Consider the following 16,400-nt stretch of genomic DNA (forward strand, 5'->3'; position numbering starts at 1 on the left):
TTGGTTATTGGAGTGCCTGCCTGGCTTTCTGGTCCATCAGCAGTACCGGATGTCCGGCTTTGACGGTAACCCTGATGAGTTTGGCCTTTTTGCCGAACAGGCCTTTGGCCACTTCCACCCCGGCTCCGGCCGCCTGTGCGCCGATCGACGGGTCGAGCGACAGGAGCTGCACGCTTTGCAGGGCACGGTCGGCGCCTTCCTTGGCCGCATCGCGGGAAAGGGCGCCCGGTATCCTGATCCCTTCGATGCCATCCGGGTCATAGCAACTCATGCTTACCGGGAACAGGCTTTTGCCGTAACGGATGGCCGTCACTTCAATTTTCAGCCGCTCGCCGTCAATTGAACACTGCCCGGATACAAAGCTGCCGGAAGGGATGAGTACGCCGTTCACAAAAATGTCTTCGACGAGGCGCATCTTTACGGTGCCACCGCTAACCAGGGTTTGGGTTTCGTTTACAACGGCAGGTATAGCGGTCTGCATCAGGGTATCCATGGCAGAAGGCAATGGTTCAATGGTATAGAAGCCATTATTTGCCGGATAGCCTGTTACAGGGATGGGTTGATTGCCCGTACCCATATTGCCGCCTTCTGCTCTTGGAATCAGTGTCGTTACATTTTCCGCCGGAGGCTTGGAAACGGGATAAACGCGGCCCCTGTTTCTTTGGGACTGCTGCCTGAGTTTCTCCTTTGCCCGTGCCGGGTCCTGGATATCCTGGATCTGTTCCAGCATGCTACCAAGTTGCTGCATCTCCGGGTCGGCAGCGGAAGATGGGGACATTTGCTGCATCAGCTGCTCCAGCCGGTCCAATTCCCTGCCCATCCCGGGATCTGCACGATACCCACCGGGATAGGCAGCAACGGAGGCTGGTGGCGGAGGCTGGCTGAGGGTGCGTTCCAGCTCTGCGAGGCGTGCCCTGACGCGAAGCTCGTTGGGGTCGCTGCCGGTCTTCAGTCCGGCGGAGGCGCCGGGGTCGAAGGCTCGTATATGCGCATCAAAGGCAGGATCTGTACTGCTGCCGGTATCTGCGTCGTCGCTCCTGCCGTAAGGGTCGGCCTGACCGCGATCCCTCAGGGCCAGCGAGTCTTTGGCCGCCTGGTTGTACAGGCTCATTTTATCCAGCGGCCCGTCGGCTCCCAGCTGGGCGCCGGGTAAGGTGCTGTTGAGCTTTTGCTCATTGTTTTGCAGGGCAGGTGTTGCTTTCCCGCCGCCAAGGGCCCAGAAGGCCAGGGTAATAAACGGCAGTGCCAGGAAAGGGAGTACCAGGAGAAACTTTCTTTTTCTCAAAAACTGTTCGGAAGGTGTTTTCATGTTTTTTCTGTTTTTATGGTTAGGAATAAGTACACCACCTTCAGGGGTGGCTTCCGTTATCCGGAGGATGCTCCAGCAACAGGGGTGGTCCGTTGCCCTTGGGCAAAACAGCTGGCGCGGAGTGGTAACCGGCACTGAAGATGGCGTCTGCCAATACGTAGATCAAATAGGCACCTGCCAGAAGGCAAAAAATCACCAGCAGTATTTTTTTCTGTTTTAAGGAGGCTTTCCGTTCACGTGCCTGAAGCCAGGCAGCGATCCTACGTTGCCTGCGTACAATGCCGGTGGCGATGTGATGGGCAAGGAGGTTCCGTACGGACCCTGGTCCGCCTTTGTTGGTTCCGGTTAATTTCATGGTTTATCGTTTTTGGATGTCGAGGTCTTTGTTTTCCAGGATGCGCCAGCGTTCGATCAGGAAGCCGTGCGGGTTATTGTCCGAGCGGCCCACATTACGCAGGTAGCCATCGGTCAGCAGGCTCCGGCTGACGGTGACCGTCGGGCGGATCATTTTTTGTTTGCCGTAGAACCGGAAGTAATAAGGATAGCTGCCCAGGTCGACCGTTATGCTGTCGGTTTCCAGCTGCTGGCTGACGTTTCCAGAGATGATCCCTGCGTAATACCCGCTTTCGGTCAGGTCGTCGTATTGCTGCTTGGCCGTGCCGTCTGCCAGGTAGAGGGCTTGGCCAATGTTCCGGGCAATGATCTTTTCGTCCGGGTCCAGGGAAAAGAAATACTGGTGGAAGGTTTTGATATGGTCTCTGGCTTCAACCGGTACATTATCCCGGCGGTCTGCCGCCAGGGCTTCCATGGCTTTTCCGTTGGAAAGGATGTAGATCCTTTGCTGGGCGGCAGTGACCATGCGGTAGCTTTCCAGGAGCGTATACCCGCAGATAGCGGTGCTGGCTCCGATCACCACAAAACTGAACAGGCGCACGTGGCGAAAGGCGGTTTCAATATTTTTAAAGTGCTTAAACATCAGTGGTTTTTTTGTGGACTAGACCATGGCGCCGACGGCTGCCTTCCCCGCGGCCGCGGTCATGTCGGTTATTTTATGGAGCAGGGTGTCCCTTCCCCCGGCCTGGATGATATAGCCGGCCACATTGGGAACGGTGAGGTATCCGACCACCGAAATCAGCATGAAAACGATATAGGCGGTCGAGCTGGCAAAGCCCTGGTCCAGGTTCATCATGTTCTCCAGGATCTTGGAGCTGATGGCGCCGAAAATATTGGCCACCGGCAGCCACATGTAGACATTGATATAGCGGGCGAACCAACTGGCCAGCGTATGGCTGAAGCCGTCAAAGATGCTGAGGCCCAGGACCAGGGGGCCGAGTATGGCCAGGATGATCAGGTAAAAGGTGCGGATGGTATTGATGCATAACCCGGCTGCCGTATACAGTATCCGGACCAGTTCGGTAATAAAGAGCTTGAAGACCGTTTTCATCGTCATCCAGCTGAAGGCGTTGCGCAGCCCGGAGAAAATACCGGAAGAAGTATTGCTGTCGCCCGGTTCGTATTTTTCGGTATCGTCGTTGCCTCCGGGGTAGATGCCGGCAGGCGGCGTTTCACGGGCAGCCTTTTCTTCTTCATGGATGTGGTAGAGGATCGCATTCTTGCTGTCCTGCGACATGGCGGCGGTCGCCTCCACCGTAGGCTTCAGTACGCCGTTCATCAGCGCAATAACGGATGGGAAGAGCAGGATGGCCAGCCCGATGCCGAACGGTTTCAGCAGGGGGAAGAAGTCGATCGGTTCTGCCTTCGCCAGGTGCCGCCATACCCTGACGGCAATAAAGGAGAGCGCGGCAAATCCGCCGATGGCACGGCCAACGCCCATCATACGGTTGCAGAGCGGCAGCATTTCGTCAAAAAGGCGGTCGAGCACGCCGTTCAGGCTGTAGCCATAATCGCTGGGTACGAATTGTGCCTGCGAAGCAAAGGGAATGCACAGCACGATGACCAGGATAGCCGTCATCCTCAAGGAAATTTTAAATAGTCGGTGTTTCATAGCAGTGGAGTTAATGGATGGGAATAAAGAGTTTACTGGCCATAGAGACGTCGGAGCTGTTCTGCTTCTTTTTGCTGCGCCCCCCGTTTGGCATCGAGGATAGCCGTCTGCCGGTTAAAACGGCGCAGGAACGTCAGGTTGGACTTCATATCGGCATACAGGCGGTCTATAGATCCGATCCGTTCTTCATCGCTCATGCGGAGCTTGCCGGAAGTGATGACCATGGCCAGCTCGTCGAGATCCTGCAGGCTGCGGTCGAAAAGGTTTTCATAGACCTGGCCGATATAGCCGAGCTCTTCCGGACTGAAATGCCCGCTTTGCCGGAACCGGGAAAAGGCGGCCTGATATTCGGTAAGTATTTTTCCCTGGTCGCTGATAATGTCGGCCACTTTGCGGTAACGGCGCAACCCGGGGCTTACTTCCAGCAGCCCGTCCAGGAAAGCCTGGTGGAGATTAAAATTGCCCTCGGAAAGGTCCTTGATGGTTGTATATCCGCGGCTGACGGTTTCGTAGCCGCGCTTCATCTCCTGGAGGATCTGCTTGAACTGCGCCAGCTTTTCAATGTTCAAGGCCAGCTGCTGAACCTCCGCCGATTGGGCGGAAGCAAGGTGTAGCTGCCACAGGCAGCAGAAGGCGGTCAGTAAAACGGTGATTTTTTTCATGTCTTTGGGTGTTAAAGTCTTTGCTCCTAAAAAGGGGGCTGCTATACATGGCAATTGCCGGAGCATTCTTCTTTTGGTCAATGGATCAGCTCTTTAAGGGTCTGGTATTCCTGCTGCTTTGCCTTGCGACTGGTTGCCAGTCCGAGCAGCTTTTGGTTCAGGCGGTGCTGGGTGGTTTTCTTTCCCTGCATCGAAACGTACAGGAGGTCTATTCGCCGGATGCGCTCGTCATCGGTCATGGCCGCTTCGCCGTCCCGGATGACCAGCTCCATCTCGTCCAGGTCCCTGGAGGCTTCTTCATTCAGCCGGTTATAAAGCCCCCGGATTTCTTCCAGCTCTGCCGGGCTGAACTGCCCGCTCTGTCGCACCTTTTCAAATACGGCCGTCCGGCTCCGGAGCATCTGCCGTTCCATTTCCAGGATGGCAGTTACCTTGTCCTGGTTTCTGATGCCGGGTTTTACGGATTTGAGGCCGGCGAAATAATCCCTGTGCAGCGAAAAATCGCCGTTTTTGATATCGCCGATCAGCCGGGTGCCGTCTTTGGCAACGTTATAGCCATCCTTCAGATAGCCGGCATAGACCTTCAGGGCTTCGATCTGCTGGAGGAGGTACTTTTTCTGGGTCGCTTTCTGGCGGAACCACTCGCTCCAGGTCTGACCATGGGCGATATACTGGCTGAATACCAGCACCAGCCAGCACAAAATGTTTGCTGTTTTTTTCATCGTATAAGCTGTTAAGGCCTGAACTTTCCTTTTATTAAATGGTCCCAGGGTTTTGGTTTTGGAAACAGTCCCAGCACCGCGTTGATGCCCGGTATTTGCCGGTTATTTACCAGCCGGAAGGATTGCCCTTTGCCGGATGGCTGGTGTATAACATCCATCTGTTCCATTATGAACCCCTTTACCGTATCCAGATTGCCATGAAGAGTACACAGGATGTGGTCGCCGGCGTGTTTGTAGGCAGCATAGGTTTCCAGTTTGAGCGGTGCGGGTATGCCTTCGGACAGAAGGGTGCGGACATAGGTTTCCAGGCACTCGGCCAGCGTGCCGAAATTTATCCGATCTCCTTTGTCAAGTGAAAACCTTCCCCGATATCCTTTTTGGTACATCATGGTGGAAAAATCATCGATTGCCCTTTTGTATAGCTGCTCTTTCATTTGATGTTAGTTAAGTCCATATACTTTCTTCAGCATGGCCGCTTCCTTTTCATCAGTGGCCCTGGCGACGCTCAGGCCAAAGTTTTTCCGGTTGTAGCTGCGCAGGTCGATCAGGTTCCGGCGAATGGCATCGTCGCTTTTCCCGATCAGCTCCAGCCGTTTGCCGTCCGTCATCTGCGTCTGAAAGGAATTGGTAACCAGGAACAGCTGATCGATATTTTTCAGGCTTTCGTCCAGGATGGCCGTATAGACCCCGTACATCTGGCTGAGCTCCTCCGCGGTAAAGTGAGGGTCCCTCTTTAGCAGGTTCCAGGCCCGCTTGTATTCGTCGACCAGCTCAAGCTGGCGGGCGATGATATCCCGGACTTTTTGATAGGTACTGAGCAGGTCCTTTACTTTCTTCAGTTCCTGGAAGTAATCGTCATACAGCTTGCGCTGCTGTTCGGTCCATTCGGATATCTCGCGGAGCTTCAGTTTGGACATGGCGTTTTCCAGCGTCTTCTGTGCATTCTGCAGCCAGATCACCCGGTTCTGCTGTCGCTGTATCTGCAGGTCCATCGCTTTGATTACTTTTTTTACGGCTCCTTTGATGACATCTATGACCGGGATCTGGGCCTTTGCCCGGTAAGTAGCCGGCCCTGTGAGCAGGAGCAGCATAGCGAGAAAAACAATCTTTTTCATATACCTCTGGATTTTCGTTTTATGATCACTTTTTTTTGGCCACTTTCTGGCTTCGGCTTTACATCAGCCCTTATTTTCTGACCGGGCAGTCGCCGCGTAACAGTGGCTTTATGGTACATTTTCTGACGAATGCCATCCTGTATATAGTAAGCGTCATCGTCCTTTCCATGCCGTCGCGCCATTCCCACAGGATCGAGCACATAATAATTGGGAATCCCAAGCCGTACGACATTAGGTGGAAAGCTGGTTTGTCCCTCATCCGGGAATACCAGTTCTTTTAACTGCTTATCATAAAAGTCCGAGAGGTTGCGGGTCTCAGGATCGACGGTCATACGACCGATTTCTATACCCATTGTTGAGAAGTCGTCCTTCGGCCTTAAAAACCCGATACGAACATCGACGTAGAATGGGTAGCCGGCAATTTCAATAATCGGTAGCATGCCCTGTTTAGTGCGTGCCTCGAAGGCATCCCGGCCTTTGAGCGCTTTATAGGATTCGAATAATTCTTTGTTGTCCATTGTCTTTTTTTAATGGCTGCTGGTTTCCAGGGCCAGCATGCGGAGTGCCTTTTTAATGTCGCCTCCACACCTTTCGGTATATTCCTGAACCTTCAGCTTCTCGGTCTGTTCGGTTGAATAGGCGTAGTATTCTTCCACCGAAGGCTCAAATCGGTAGACCTTCATCAGCTGGTTGCCCAGATCGATATACAGTTCCCGGTAGATATAATTGGGATCATTGGCCTTGTTGACCGAAAGCACCTGTTGCCTGCCTTTGTCGGTCATGCCCAGCACCGCCTGTATCTGGTCGAATTTGTTCTGGAACTTTTTCAGGTCGAGCAGGATCTTGCAGTCGGCGTTGTTGATGATGGCTTCCTTGATAATCGGCGAGCTGATGATGTCGTCGATTTCCTGGGTAACGGTAATGGCTTCCCCGAAATATTTACGTACGGTCTTGTACAGGTACTTCATGAACTCGGCCATCCCGGAGCGGGCAATCGCCTTCCACGCTTCCTCGATGACGATCACTTTCCGGATGCCTTTGAGCTTTCGCATCTTGGAGATAAAGAGCTCCATGATGATCAGCGTAATCACCGGAAAAAGGATCGGATGGTCCTTTACGTTGTCCAGCTCGAAGACGATAAAAGGCTGCTGCATCACATCGAGGTTTTCGGTCGCGTTGAGCAGGTAGTCGAACTCACCGCCTTTATAAAAAGGGCACAGCACGTAGAGGAAATTGCGGATATCGAAATCGCGGTCCTTTACGCCATCCGTTTCCAGCTCTTTGGTAAAATGGGCCTGCAGGAACTCGTAAAACGTATCGAAGCAGGGAAAGAGGCGGCTGTTTTCTGCCAGGTGCTGGTAATAGGATTGCAGGGCATTGGAAATGGCCACGTATTCCGAGCGTCGGAAGCTTTCGTCGTTCTGCTTCCAAAGCGCCACCAGCAGGGTTTTGATGCTTTCCTTTTTTTCGGTGTCCAGCATTTCCCCTGTTGCAATATAAAAGGGGTTGAAGCGGATCGGGCTTTCTTCAGAATAGGTAAAATAATAGCCATCCAACAACCTGCACAACCCTTGGTAGCTATGACCCACATCCACCACCACGCAATGGGCGCCCTGCTGCACGTAGCTATGCAGCATATGGTTCATGAACATGCTTTTGCCCGAACCGGAACCGCCGACCACGACTTTGTTCCGGTTGGTGGTGATGCCCTTTTTCATCGGCTCGTCGCTGATATCCACGTGCAGGGGAACCCCTGTCAGCCGGTCGCCCAGGCGCAGGCCGAAGGGACTGTTCGAAGACCGGTAGGCAGTTTCCATGTTGAGAAAACAGCTGGCCTGCTCGGCAAACGTATCGAAGGACTCGTTCTCCGGCAGTTCGCCTTCGTTGCCCGGCAGGCCTGCCCACCAGAGCTGTGGCGTACCCTGAGTTTCCAGGTGGGCAACGGCGTTCATGCGGGAAAGGGCCGAAGCAGTCAGATTGCGAAGCTCCTTGAGCTCTTTCTCATCACGGGTCCAGCAGAGCAGGTTGAAATGCGCCCGGATCGGCAACCGGCTCTGGCCGATGGCTTCATTGAGAAAGGCGGCGGTGGCGTCCCTGCCGATGGTATTCTCGCGGCTGTAAGCCGATAGGGACTGGAGACGCCGGCGCTTGCTTTCCATGCGCTTCAGCGTTTTGGGCCCGTCGCCGATCACCAGGAACTGGTTGTAGATATGGTTTACCGGCAGTAACAGTCCCGCCGGAGCGGCAAATCCGATCGGAAACCGGGTTTTGTCCGTTGAATATTTATCATAGCCGATGGCCGGGCTGCAACCGGACGGCAGGTCTTCGGCATCGGCCAGGGTGTACAGCTGGCACCTGTTTTCGCCGATGGCAAAATCGGGCTTAAAACGGATATCGTTCAGAACCGGGACCACCTGTTGCGGCGAGAGGAAAAGATAACGTTCCAGCAGCCCGGTTTTAGAGGAGGTTCCGGCAAGCGCTTCTTCAGAGAGCTGTTCCAGCCGTACCAGCCCGGAGTCCGAGAGTATGCGCCTGAACTGGCCGACCGGGTTCAGCAGTGCCTGCATCTGCTTATCAGGTACGGCGGCCGGAGCTGCCAGGTTCCTGCGGAGCAGGTTTGAAAAGGCAGAGCTCGCAGGCTTGAGGCCACCGGGCCTCAGCGTTATCATCAGGTAGCAAGTATGGGCCAGATAGGGCCGTTCGTTAAAAAAACGGTCGCTGCTCCGGAGCAGGAAATTATCGCCGCCCTCGGCGAACGCTGCCCGGTAGGCCGATTGTTCGAACCAATCCTGCTTGTGCAACACGCTTCCGGCAGGGAGTACTTTTATCGCCTTCAGCCATGCCTGGTGGAGCGCCTCGTATTCGGCGTCCGAAAGGGAGAAGATTTCCGGGAGGCTGACTTCGAAGGCGATGGTAATGTCGCCACTTTTGGAAAGCAGGCAGCCCTGTTCGATCTTCCAGACCGGCAATACCTGTTCCAGCGGACGGCTGCTGTCCGGTGAACTGCGCTGCTGAAGCAGCATGGCGGCAGCTACCGCTATGGCGATGATAAGTAGGAAGACCATATTTGTGCTTAAATGTTTGGTATTATTGGTTGGACGTTAAAGGTTTTGAGCGCAGATCAGTAAACGGCTTGCGGGAACGGGCAATAATGGCTTCGGGGACCTGTCGCCAGGCCAGTGCCTTCATCAGTCCGTGTTCGCCGTATTTGTGGCTGTAGCGGTAGACGGTGAAAAACAGGAGCGAGCCTGCGAGCAGTACGAGGGGAAGGCACAGGTAGACCGGCACGCCCAGGATGTACATGACCGAGAAGCCGACCAGCAGTGCCGCCAGTCCCAAAGCCAGGACATAGATGTACTGGGCCTTCAGTCCCCGGAACTCCACCGGGCGGTTGACCCCTTTGTTGATTTCATAGATCAGTTCGCTCATACGTTTGTTTTTAAAGTCCTTTCTTGTTGCCCCGCCAGCTTTTGAACCAGCGCCCGGTTTGCTTCTTTTCCCGGTTGGCCCGTACTTTTTGCGCCCATTCGGTTTGCTCCAGCGGAATTACCTCTGCTTTCAGCCCCTCCCGGATCGGAAAGACTTTCAGCAGTTCGGCGACTGGCTGGTTCATTTCCCGGGCAACGGCCACCGGGTCAAGCGTAAGCTCATAGGGGATCAGCAGCCGGACGATGTTTTCAGGAAGGCGGGTGATATTTTCAGACAGTCTCACTACCTTTTTATTCACCAGATCGAAGCAGCACTGGTAATGTTTTGCGTCCCGGGTGAGCAGGAGCGTGTCCAGCCTTATTTCTACCCTGCGGTCGGTGCATTGAATGAGCTTCCGTCCCGGCCAGTCCACTTCAAAGCGGTTCCCTGCAATATCGATCTCCGGCAAAATGCCCGAGAGCCGCCTGCGCAACAGTTCCTCAGCCGAACGCATCATATTCCTCCTCCTCATCGTCGTCATCGTCCGTCCCGCGCAGCAGGCGCTCCGGGCATAAGATCTCCAGCGGGATATCGTATTTAAGGGCGATGCCCTCGGGGTCCAGCTCCATCAGTGCGGGAAGGGTGACCCATTGGTAACGGGTACCTAGTTCGTTGATTACGGTCGTATCCTCCGGTATGCTTTTTCGTTGCACATCATACAAGAAGGTGTACCCGTCGCCTTCCTGGTCGAAAACGCTGAAGGGGATCTGGTTATTGGCATTCGCCTTTTCCCGGAGTTCGTCCCGCTGTACGTCGACATAGAACGCGGTGCCTAATATTTCTACAATCGGTAGTTGCCGTTTCATAACATCAGTTTTGTTTAAGATTTGTTATACCCCGAAGAAGCTTTTCAGGACGGTGGCTACGACTACCAGGAAAATGCAGGCGCCGAACCAGCTGCTGGCCACCTTGGCCGTGTCCGGCTCTCCGGCCGACCATTTGTTGTACACTTTAACCGCTCCCACCAGTCCGGTGATGGCCCCGATGGCATACATCAGGTTGGTGCCGGTGGCGAAATAGCTTTTTACCTTGGTGGTGGCTTCCGTAATACCGGCGTTGCCGTCCTGGGCCTGTACGAGACAGGCCATAAAAACCAGGAGCAGGCCCGCCACAATACCTGTTGTCACTTTTCCGCTTCGCCTGCGGGCGCTGCTCCTGGTTCTGTTCTTGTATTTTTTCATCTTTCTGTTTTGTTTACTGGTTTGTAGCCTGGGTTGGCCGGGAGTGGCGGTAAGGATCTTCTACCAATCTGCCAGGTCTTCTGCACTGATCCTTACCCCGTTAATCTCCCAGGCCTTATTTATGATGTGATTGAAAACAGCCGTCCGGTAGGCAGGGTGCCGTAGCCCGGCGAAGCTGGCCAGCGTGGTTCGCAGCTGTGCAAGCAGCGCTTCCTTGCCGGCAGGGTTGCCTGCCTGTTCCAGGACGGTGTTCAGTTCACGGACCAGTCCCTGCAGTTCTTCGAACAGCACGAGGCTGGTATCTTCATAGGGTTCCCCGGCCTGCGCTATAGGGCCGGTTAAGGGTGATGCCTTGGAACGAAGGGCCTTTTGAAGATCGTTCCAGTAGAAGAGAAAAAGGACGGCCGACTCGTAGATAGCCAGAGCTGTTGCGGCGCCTGCCAGGTACTGGGTCCATGATATAGATTCCAACATATGCTTATCGTTTTAGTCCGGGTATGATCCCCGATTGTTTACGAAAGCAAAAGTGCATGGGCGTAAATCCTGTTTTTGCTACTATGGTATTAGCTAATAGATTTTTTTCTGAAGAGGCTTTTGGAGAAGGGGTTTCGTTTTTTATTAATTGCTTATGTGTCGAAAAGCGGAAAGCGAAGCGCATCCGGACGCGGAAAATGGGCAGGTTGCGATAGTTGAAGCGGTCTGGCAGGCCGGCTTATGCGACCCAATAAAGCCTAGTGGACAAAAATGAACCAGTCTGTCAAAAACCGACAGGCTGGTTGGGAAAGGAGGAAAACATGAATAGGCTGATTGGCCCGCTACTGATAGTATTTGGGATTTTCATCGGCATCGTCCATTCGACGGATAAGGGATTCCCTTAGTTGATCCAAATAGGTGGTGCGGTTCTTTTTACGGATACGGATGTTCTGCTGAAATACCGCATAGTAATTGCCGAGATCGACGTTGAAGGCACGCTGAAGCTGCGCGACGATCTGTTTTACATCCGCTTTGCCATGGTCGATGGAGCTGTTGCTATGAATGGCGTAGGCCAGTTCGATGAGTGATACTTTGGAGTCGGTCCATGGGGCCACTTTTTCTTCGTGAATTTCCTCCTCGTTTGGTTCGGTCCAGGCAGGGTCGAGCAGCCGGTGAACATATTTGTTCAGCCGTTCGAATGCCATGATTTTGGATAGCTTGAAGCTGGGCACGGTACAAAAACGGGGATCAAACTCGACCGCGCATTCGGAAACGAATATACCCGGATCGGGATTTTTTGCGAACAGCAGATGATCCTGGTCGGACCTTACGGCCCTGTGGTAATTATAAAGCGAAAGATTGCGCTGAAAATAAATACGGATGCGTTCCAGTTCCCCGGTCAGATAGCCTGTTACCAGTTCCGGGGGACCAGGCGGCAGGTTGGCTTCGAGGTAATAGACCTCCCGCCGGAAAATAAGTTCGCTCAGAAAGGCCGGCTTGATTTCTTTGAAAAAAAGAATTTCATCCGCTAATCCGTTTAATGGATTGGCGATGACGTATTCTTTGAGCCGGGTCAGCAGGTCCTGTACGGCCTGGCAGGATTTTTCCGCTTTCTGTAGCTTGTTTGCCGATTCCTTAGAGATCCTGTTAAGTGCCTCGTTCATTTCAGCCTGTAGTTCCTTCACATATTGCTCCATGCTTCACGTTGGTTTAAGTATTTCGTAATAATCCCTTTGCGGTGATACAAAACTGTGGGGTTTCGCTCCTGACAGGAGCATCAACCAGGGTTCAGATCGGGTGAAGTAGATGGAAAAATCCGTGAAGTATATTTTTCAGGGCTGAAACAGGATTGGATATACTTCAGTGGAATTCCTGCAAGCAGCACAAGCATTATATCCGGTCTATAAATTGGAACTAAGCCTGCCTGAGCGCAAAGAGCAAATCTAGCTGGCACAAATCAGAAAAACTGTGGAAAATCTGACACTTTTTTAAGCTAAATTGACTTTTTGAAAGAAAAATGAACGGTAATGACCAGTAAGCGGGCTCCAATCAATGGCGACGACGCTTGCTGGTAAACGTTTCTCTGGAAATACCCAGGTAACTGGCCAGGTCCTTAACGGGTACCTCCTGCATCAGCTGGGGATACAGCTCATAAAGGTTCTCTATTTTTTCGTCCGTCGAGAATTGTTGCCATTTGGTACGCTGGATGGCCAATACATAATGACGCTCCGTCAGCTTCAGCACAAAGGCCAGAAAATCCGGGCGGTCTTTTTTGAGTTGCTGCACATCAGACCAGCTGATGGCAATGCACAAAGTTTCTTTAATGGCTGTGATCTTTTCTTCCGACTGCTCCTGGTCGAACCAGCTATGGACGCCCACGATGGCATCGCCACCGCGCATAAACCAAACTATTTTTTCTGCTCCGCCAACGATAAAAGTTGATTTTACGAGTCCCTTTAGTGCGAACAGGCAATAGTTGCACAGTTCACCATAATTAAGAATAATCTCTTTGGGCTTATACAGCACCGGTACCGACCTGTGATGGAATAACTCCAATACCTCTTCCGATAAAGGATACAGCGCCTTCATTGCCTCAAATAGACGGCGGTAAGCGTTTTCTACGATTTCAGGCGGAATACGGTGTTTTGGAAGTTGCATAAAACGGCAGTCTGGTTCAGCCAAATTAAAAACCACTTCATTATTGTTCAACGGCGTATAAAGCCCTGCCGAAAAACACATTTAACATCGGAACCGTGGTAAAAAACGGGGGACATTTGGGCTGGTTATGGCAACAATTGCCCTTTTTATAATCATTGCAACATGCTATCGATCCAGGCCAGGCTGTCCGGAAAAGGAAGCCCGAACTGTGCAAAGTCCGGTTTGGTCAGGAGTATCCGGTTATTATCAGGATCGTCTTTTTGATAGATCACCGGCACCTGCCGGCCAACATATTCGACATAATTATCACTCACGTGATAGTAAGCCATAGCATGATATCGCCGCTCACGAACATAGTAAATAAATCGGAGGCCGGATTGCCCTGCGGTTACGGGCTGAAAATAGTCGATGAACTTTGCGGTTGTAAGAACACCGTTTGTAACCAATAGTTTTCGGTTTCGCTGCTGTTGCTTGTAATACACAAAAAGCAGCAGTAAAAAAGTTGCGAAGGCAAGAATTAAGAGATTTGACTTTTTCATAGATTGTATTGGAGCATAGCAAGGCGGGCCACGGAAAACCATGGCACATACACTACTTAAGCTACTTTTGAAATTATTCTTTGTTTGCTTTAAACTGCTGGAGGGTCAACGTCAATCCCAATAAAATGAAGCGTCCCAAACGATTGGTCCTGCTGTCTGTAATGGTTGAACCATAAACACTCCGGGAAACGCCTGTATTTTGATCCAGCAAGTCATTGACCTGTATTCTAAGCTTTACGGGTATGGTTTTCACAAAGCTGTACTCGAGAAATACGTTTATAATGTCGGGGTTAATGCTTACACCGTCGCCATAGCCGTAGTAAAATGTTTTGGTGTAGTCATATCCTACGGTATAGTTTTTTAAAAAGTACGCCTTCCCATTAATCGCTACTGACAGGCTTTGTGACTGCGTTCTGATAAGATTCTGTTGGTATTCGGTAATAGTCCTGGCAAATGAATAGCTAGCATTTACTTGTACATCTAACCGGTTGGGAATATCTATTTGTAACCGTGCCGATGGGGTAAATGTTAAACTGTTCCCGTCATTCCTTTGATCATCCACGAAGGAAATGTTTGTATTATAAGCAGAAGAAACACTTGCAGAAAAAACAAGTTTCCGGTTAGCGAATGGTTGTGTTAACCCTACAATTCCTACGACAGAAACGGCACCGGGAGCATTGACATAGGTTGTGGTTCTTCCTGTGCCATTGATTTCATTTGCCACCGACTGCACAATCTTATTTCTGGTTTCGTTAGCAGACAGGTCCAGGAAAATCGAATTCTCTGATGTTTTACTAAACCGGTTGTATCGTAAGTTAACCCTATTAGTAAATTCGGTTTTCAGATGCTGGTTGCCAATCAAAATATTGGTTAGGTTCGAACTATCAACTACAGGCTGAAGTTGCTCAAAACCGGGATCTTTATTCGTTCCTGAATAAACAAGGGTAAGTGTGTTGTTTCTTTGGAAATTATAAACCAAACGGATATTAGGTACAACATTTAGGTTGCGGTAATCAGTCGATATACCTGTTTTCTCAATTGCTCCGGACAGATTGGTTTCCTGAATTCCAAAGCCGGCGACCAAATTGAATTTTCGGGAAATCTTCTTAAAATTCAGGCTGAATTTATCAACCGTGAAGCTATAACGGTAATGATTGGTTTGGCCTGGACTTGGAATCATTTCATTGGATGCCGTATCAAAGTTTGTAACATCCCGGTTATTGCTGGTGTTGTTTTTGTTGTGCTTGTAACCGATTTCCAGGAAAGCGGATTTACTGACCGGTTCCGTATATGATACCTCGAATTGGGTTTTAAAACTTTTGGATAGTGTGGTGATATTTTGATGTTGATTCAACTGCGAGGCTACCGGGTTAGGCCGGAGGCTATCGACATCGGTAGAATCAATATTCAGGTAGCTGTTTCTGCTGTTTCTTTGACCGGTAGTCTGGGTCTGGTCAACACCAATGCTAAACGCAAGATTTCTTGCTGTTTTTTTAAACTTGTGGTTGAAAAAAAGGTTCACCCCGCCATTTTGAGATACGTCCTTTCCTTCGGATATACCAGAATTATCGGTAAAAAACCCGGTTCTCCTGATCTTTGCGATGCTGTTATTGGCCATATTGGCGGAAGAAGTTGATAGGTACGGGGTTATTTTAAGGTAGTCCTTCGCAGACATGGTATATTCAAAATTGGTCTGAAGCCTGTGGGTGATATTCTGCGAAGTGCCCGATCCGTTCCTTGTACTGTACCGTGTGTTTACCGGGTTGATATCCTGCTGTTCCGCGAAGCTGTTTGTAGTATTTTCTTTCCGGGTATAGGTGTAGCTGCCATACGCCAATAACTTCGCGGACAATTTGTTCCTGTAGTTAACACCTGCCGTTTGCGTACTGTTTAAGCCGTTGGCATTATTGGAAAGATCTTCGCTCAACTTGCTGTTGCTGGTATTAATATTGTTTGCGGTTCCGAGAAACGATAGTTGTTGTTCTGCGTTAAAATAGTTGGCTGTAACACCGGTGAAATAGCGGTCATTAGTGCCACCGGCAACGCTTGCGCTGCCAAATGAACCTTTATGCTTACTCTTTGTGTTGATATTGAGGATTCGTTCAGACGTTCCGCCTTTGATACCGGTTAGCCTCGCCTGCTCGCCGTAATCTTCAATGACCTGGACATTGTCTACTATGGATGCCGGAAGGTTTCTGGTGGCTGTTGTAATGTCGCCACCGAAAAAATCTTTGCCATTCACTTTTACTTTGGTCACCTGCTGCCCCTGCGCATTAATACCACCACTTTTATCTACGATAATTCCTGGAAGCTTTTTAATAACCTCTTCAATGGTTGCTCCGTCCTTCACTTTATAGCTGGCCACATTGTACTGAACAGTATCTTCTTTTACAATCATCGGGCTGGCAGAAACAATTACTTCGTTAAGATTATTTGGAGCATAACCTAGAACGATCGGTTTAATTATATAATCGCCGCTTGTATTACTGTCTGGCTCGTAATTGGCGCTAAAAGCCTTCTTTCCCAGGAAATTAACTTCTATTTCAAAACGAGGGCTTTTTATAGATGGAAATCGGAACGCGCCATTCAACCCTGTGTAAGTAGTTTTTACGTTACTGTCTAAAAACAATCTCACCATTACATTTGAAAATCCTGCACCAGAAGTATCAACTACCTGGCCAATTATATTGCGTGATTTACCCTGAGCAATGCACACGGCTAATGAACACAGTATGGCCAGTATGCTGCGCATTCCTTATATGATTGTA

Annotated in this window: 19 protein-coding genes; all 19 read right to left on the minus strand. The window is 50.9% G+C overall.

The features are described 5' to 3' along the window. Window positions 1-4: 4 nt before the first annotated feature. The 19 genes from traM to VRU48_RS14935 all read right to left on the minus strand — a co-directional run bounded on the left by traM (window position 5) and on the right by VRU48_RS14935 (window position 16,384). The gene (traM, locus tag VRU48_RS14845) at window positions 5-1,309 is read right to left on the minus strand and encodes a conjugative transposon protein TraM (protein WP_330108699.1); all 1,305 of its coding nucleotides are present in this window, start codon (window positions 1,307-1,309) and stop codon (window positions 5-7) included. Between the two features lie 40 nt (window positions 1,310-1,349). Next, window positions 1,350-1,664 carry a hypothetical protein gene (locus tag VRU48_RS14850; RefSeq protein ID WP_330108700.1) on the minus strand — a complete coding sequence of 105 codons (315 nt, stop codon included), beginning with the start codon at window positions 1,662-1,664 and terminating at the stop codon, window positions 1,350-1,352. Window positions 1,665-1,667: 3 nt separating this feature from the next. Continuing rightward, window positions 1,668-2,285 (minus strand): conjugative transposon protein TraK, encoded by a 618-nt coding sequence (traK, locus tag VRU48_RS14855; RefSeq protein WP_330108701.1) that lies wholly within the window; start codon window positions 2,283-2,285, stop codon window positions 1,668-1,670. 18 nt (window positions 2,286-2,303) lie between these two features. Then, window positions 2,304-3,281: a conjugative transposon protein TraJ gene (traJ, locus tag VRU48_RS14860; RefSeq protein WP_330108702.1), complete on the minus strand. Its 978-nt coding sequence runs from the start codon at window positions 3,279-3,281 to the stop codon at window positions 2,304-2,306. A 65-nt stretch (window positions 3,282-3,346) separates the two neighbouring features. Continuing rightward, on the minus strand, window positions 3,347-3,976 hold the full coding sequence (locus VRU48_RS14865; protein WP_330108703.1) for a TerB family tellurite resistance protein: 630 nt from the start codon (window positions 3,974-3,976) through the stop codon (window positions 3,347-3,349). Between the two features lie 77 nt (window positions 3,977-4,053). Beyond that, window positions 4,054-4,698: a hypothetical protein gene (locus VRU48_RS14870; RefSeq protein ID WP_330108704.1), complete on the minus strand. Its 645-nt coding sequence runs from the start codon at window positions 4,696-4,698 to the stop codon at window positions 4,054-4,056. Window positions 4,699-4,709: 11 nt separating this feature from the next. Further along, a complete protein-coding gene (locus VRU48_RS14875) occupies window positions 4,710-5,132 on the minus strand; it encodes a hypothetical protein (RefSeq protein ID WP_330108705.1) in 423 nt (140 codons plus the stop codon). Between the two features lie 6 nt (window positions 5,133-5,138). After that, window positions 5,139-5,813 carry a conjugal transfer protein TraI gene (locus VRU48_RS14880; RefSeq protein ID WP_330108706.1) on the minus strand — a complete coding sequence of 225 codons (675 nt, stop codon included), beginning with the start codon at window positions 5,811-5,813 and terminating at the stop codon, window positions 5,139-5,141. Continuing rightward, window positions 5,810-6,331 carry a hypothetical protein gene (locus tag VRU48_RS14885; protein ID WP_330108707.1) on the minus strand — a complete coding sequence of 174 codons (522 nt, stop codon included), beginning with the start codon at window positions 6,329-6,331 and terminating at the stop codon, window positions 5,810-5,812. Before VRU48_RS14885 ends, VRU48_RS14880 begins: the two co-directional genes overlap by 4 nt. Window positions 6,332-6,340: 9 nt before the next feature. Beyond that, entirely contained in the window at window positions 6,341-8,878 is a 2,538-nt protein-coding gene (locus VRU48_RS14890) for a TraG family conjugative transposon ATPase (protein WP_330108708.1), read from the minus strand. A 22-nt stretch (window positions 8,879-8,900) separates the two neighbouring features. Beyond that, the gene (locus VRU48_RS14895; RefSeq protein ID WP_330108709.1) at window positions 8,901-9,242 is read right to left on the minus strand and encodes a DUF4133 domain-containing protein; all 342 of its coding nucleotides are present in this window, start codon (window positions 9,240-9,242) and stop codon (window positions 8,901-8,903) included. Between the two features lie 10 nt (window positions 9,243-9,252). Then, a complete protein-coding gene (locus tag VRU48_RS14900) occupies window positions 9,253-9,738 on the minus strand; it encodes a hypothetical protein (RefSeq protein ID WP_330108710.1) in 486 nt (161 codons plus the stop codon). Beyond that, entirely contained in the window at window positions 9,722-10,087 is a 366-nt protein-coding gene (locus tag VRU48_RS14905; protein ID WP_330108711.1) for a hypothetical protein, read from the minus strand. Before VRU48_RS14905 ends, VRU48_RS14900 begins: the two co-directional genes overlap by 17 nt. 24 nt (window positions 10,088-10,111) lie before the next feature. After that, window positions 10,112-10,462: a DUF4134 domain-containing protein gene (locus VRU48_RS14910; protein ID WP_330108712.1), complete on the minus strand. Its 351-nt coding sequence runs from the start codon at window positions 10,460-10,462 to the stop codon at window positions 10,112-10,114. A gap of 60 nt (window positions 10,463-10,522) precedes the next feature. Continuing rightward, entirely contained in the window at window positions 10,523-10,936 is a 414-nt protein-coding gene (locus VRU48_RS14915) for a hypothetical protein (RefSeq protein ID WP_330108713.1), read from the minus strand. 341 nt (window positions 10,937-11,277) lie between these two features. Then, on the minus strand, window positions 11,278-12,132 hold the full coding sequence (locus tag VRU48_RS14920; RefSeq protein ID WP_330108714.1) for an RteC domain-containing protein: 855 nt from the start codon (window positions 12,130-12,132) through the stop codon (window positions 11,278-11,280). Window positions 12,133-12,484: 352 nt separating this feature from the next. Beyond that, window positions 12,485-13,093, minus strand: coding sequence for a Crp/Fnr family transcriptional regulator (locus VRU48_RS14925; protein ID WP_330108715.1), 609 nt, complete (start codon window positions 13,091-13,093; stop codon window positions 12,485-12,487). Window positions 13,094-13,245: 152 nt separating this feature from the next. Beyond that, on the minus strand, window positions 13,246-13,632 hold the full coding sequence (locus VRU48_RS14930; protein WP_330108716.1) for a DUF3592 domain-containing protein: 387 nt from the start codon (window positions 13,630-13,632) through the stop codon (window positions 13,246-13,248). A gap of 73 nt (window positions 13,633-13,705) precedes the next feature. Beyond that, a complete protein-coding gene (locus tag VRU48_RS14935) occupies window positions 13,706-16,384 on the minus strand; it encodes a TonB-dependent receptor (RefSeq protein WP_330108717.1) in 2,679 nt (892 codons plus the stop codon). Window positions 16,385-16,400 lie beyond the last annotated feature (16 nt).

This window comes from Pedobacter albus (assembly GCF_036324255.1).
GTDB lineage: Bacteria > Bacteroidota > Bacteroidia > Sphingobacteriales > Sphingobacteriaceae > Pedobacter > Pedobacter albus.

Excerpts from the sequence above, each read along its gene's own strand:
- VRU48_RS14875 (WP_330108705.1), bottom strand. The coding sequence starts at position 5,132 with ATGAAAGAGCAGCTATACAAAAGGGCAATCGATGATTTTTCCACCATG.
- VRU48_RS14930 (WP_330108716.1), bottom strand. The coding sequence starts at position 13,632 with ATGAAAAAGTCAAATCTCTTAATTCTTGCCTTCGCAACTTTTTTACTG.
- VRU48_RS14850 (WP_330108700.1), bottom strand. The coding sequence starts at position 1,664 with ATGAAATTAACCGGAACCAACAAAGGCGGACCAGGGTCCGTACGGAAC.
- VRU48_RS14935 (WP_330108717.1), bottom strand. The coding sequence starts at position 16,384 with ATGCGCAGCATACTGGCCATACTGTGTTCATTAGCCGTGTGCATTGCT.
- VRU48_RS14900 (WP_330108710.1), bottom strand. The coding sequence starts at position 9,738 with ATGATGCGTTCGGCTGAGGAACTGTTGCGCAGGCGGCTCTCGGGCATT.
- traM (WP_330108699.1), bottom strand. The coding sequence starts at position 1,309 with ATGAAAACACCTTCCGAACAGTTTTTGAGAAAAAGAAAGTTTCTCCTG.
- VRU48_RS14910 (WP_330108712.1), bottom strand. The coding sequence starts at position 10,462 with ATGAAAAAATACAAGAACAGAACCAGGAGCAGCGCCCGCAGGCGAAGC.
- VRU48_RS14925 (WP_330108715.1), bottom strand. The coding sequence starts at position 13,093 with ATGCAACTTCCAAAACACCGTATTCCGCCTGAAATCGTAGAAAACGCT.
- VRU48_RS14870 (WP_330108704.1), bottom strand. The coding sequence starts at position 4,698 with ATGAAAAAAACAGCAAACATTTTGTGCTGGCTGGTGCTGGTATTCAGC.
- VRU48_RS14920 (WP_330108714.1), bottom strand. The coding sequence starts at position 12,132 with ATGGAGCAATATGTGAAGGAACTACAGGCTGAAATGAACGAGGCACTT.
- VRU48_RS14905 (WP_330108711.1), bottom strand. The coding sequence starts at position 10,087 with ATGAAACGGCAACTACCGATTGTAGAAATATTAGGCACCGCGTTCTAT.
- traJ (WP_330108702.1), bottom strand. The coding sequence starts at position 3,281 with ATGACGGCTATCCTGGTCATCGTGCTGTGCATTCCCTTTGCTTCGCAG.
- traK (WP_330108701.1), bottom strand. The coding sequence starts at position 2,285 with ATGTTTAAGCACTTTAAAAATATTGAAACCGCCTTTCGCCACGTGCGC.
- VRU48_RS14885 (WP_330108707.1), bottom strand. The coding sequence starts at position 6,331 with ATGGACAACAAAGAATTATTCGAATCCTATAAAGCGCTCAAAGGCCGG.
- VRU48_RS14915 (WP_330108713.1), bottom strand. The coding sequence starts at position 10,936 with ATGTTGGAATCTATATCATGGACCCAGTACCTGGCAGGCGCCGCAACA.
- VRU48_RS14865 (WP_330108703.1), bottom strand. The coding sequence starts at position 3,976 with ATGAAAAAAATCACCGTTTTACTGACCGCCTTCTGCTGCCTGTGGCAG.
- VRU48_RS14895 (WP_330108709.1), bottom strand. The coding sequence starts at position 9,242 with ATGAGCGAACTGATCTATGAAATCAACAAAGGGGTCAACCGCCCGGTG.
- VRU48_RS14890 (WP_330108708.1), bottom strand. The coding sequence starts at position 8,878 with ATGGTCTTCCTACTTATCATCGCCATAGCGGTAGCTGCCGCCATGCTG.
- VRU48_RS14880 (WP_330108706.1), bottom strand. The coding sequence starts at position 5,813 with ATGAAAAAGATTGTTTTTCTCGCTATGCTGCTCCTGCTCACAGGGCCG.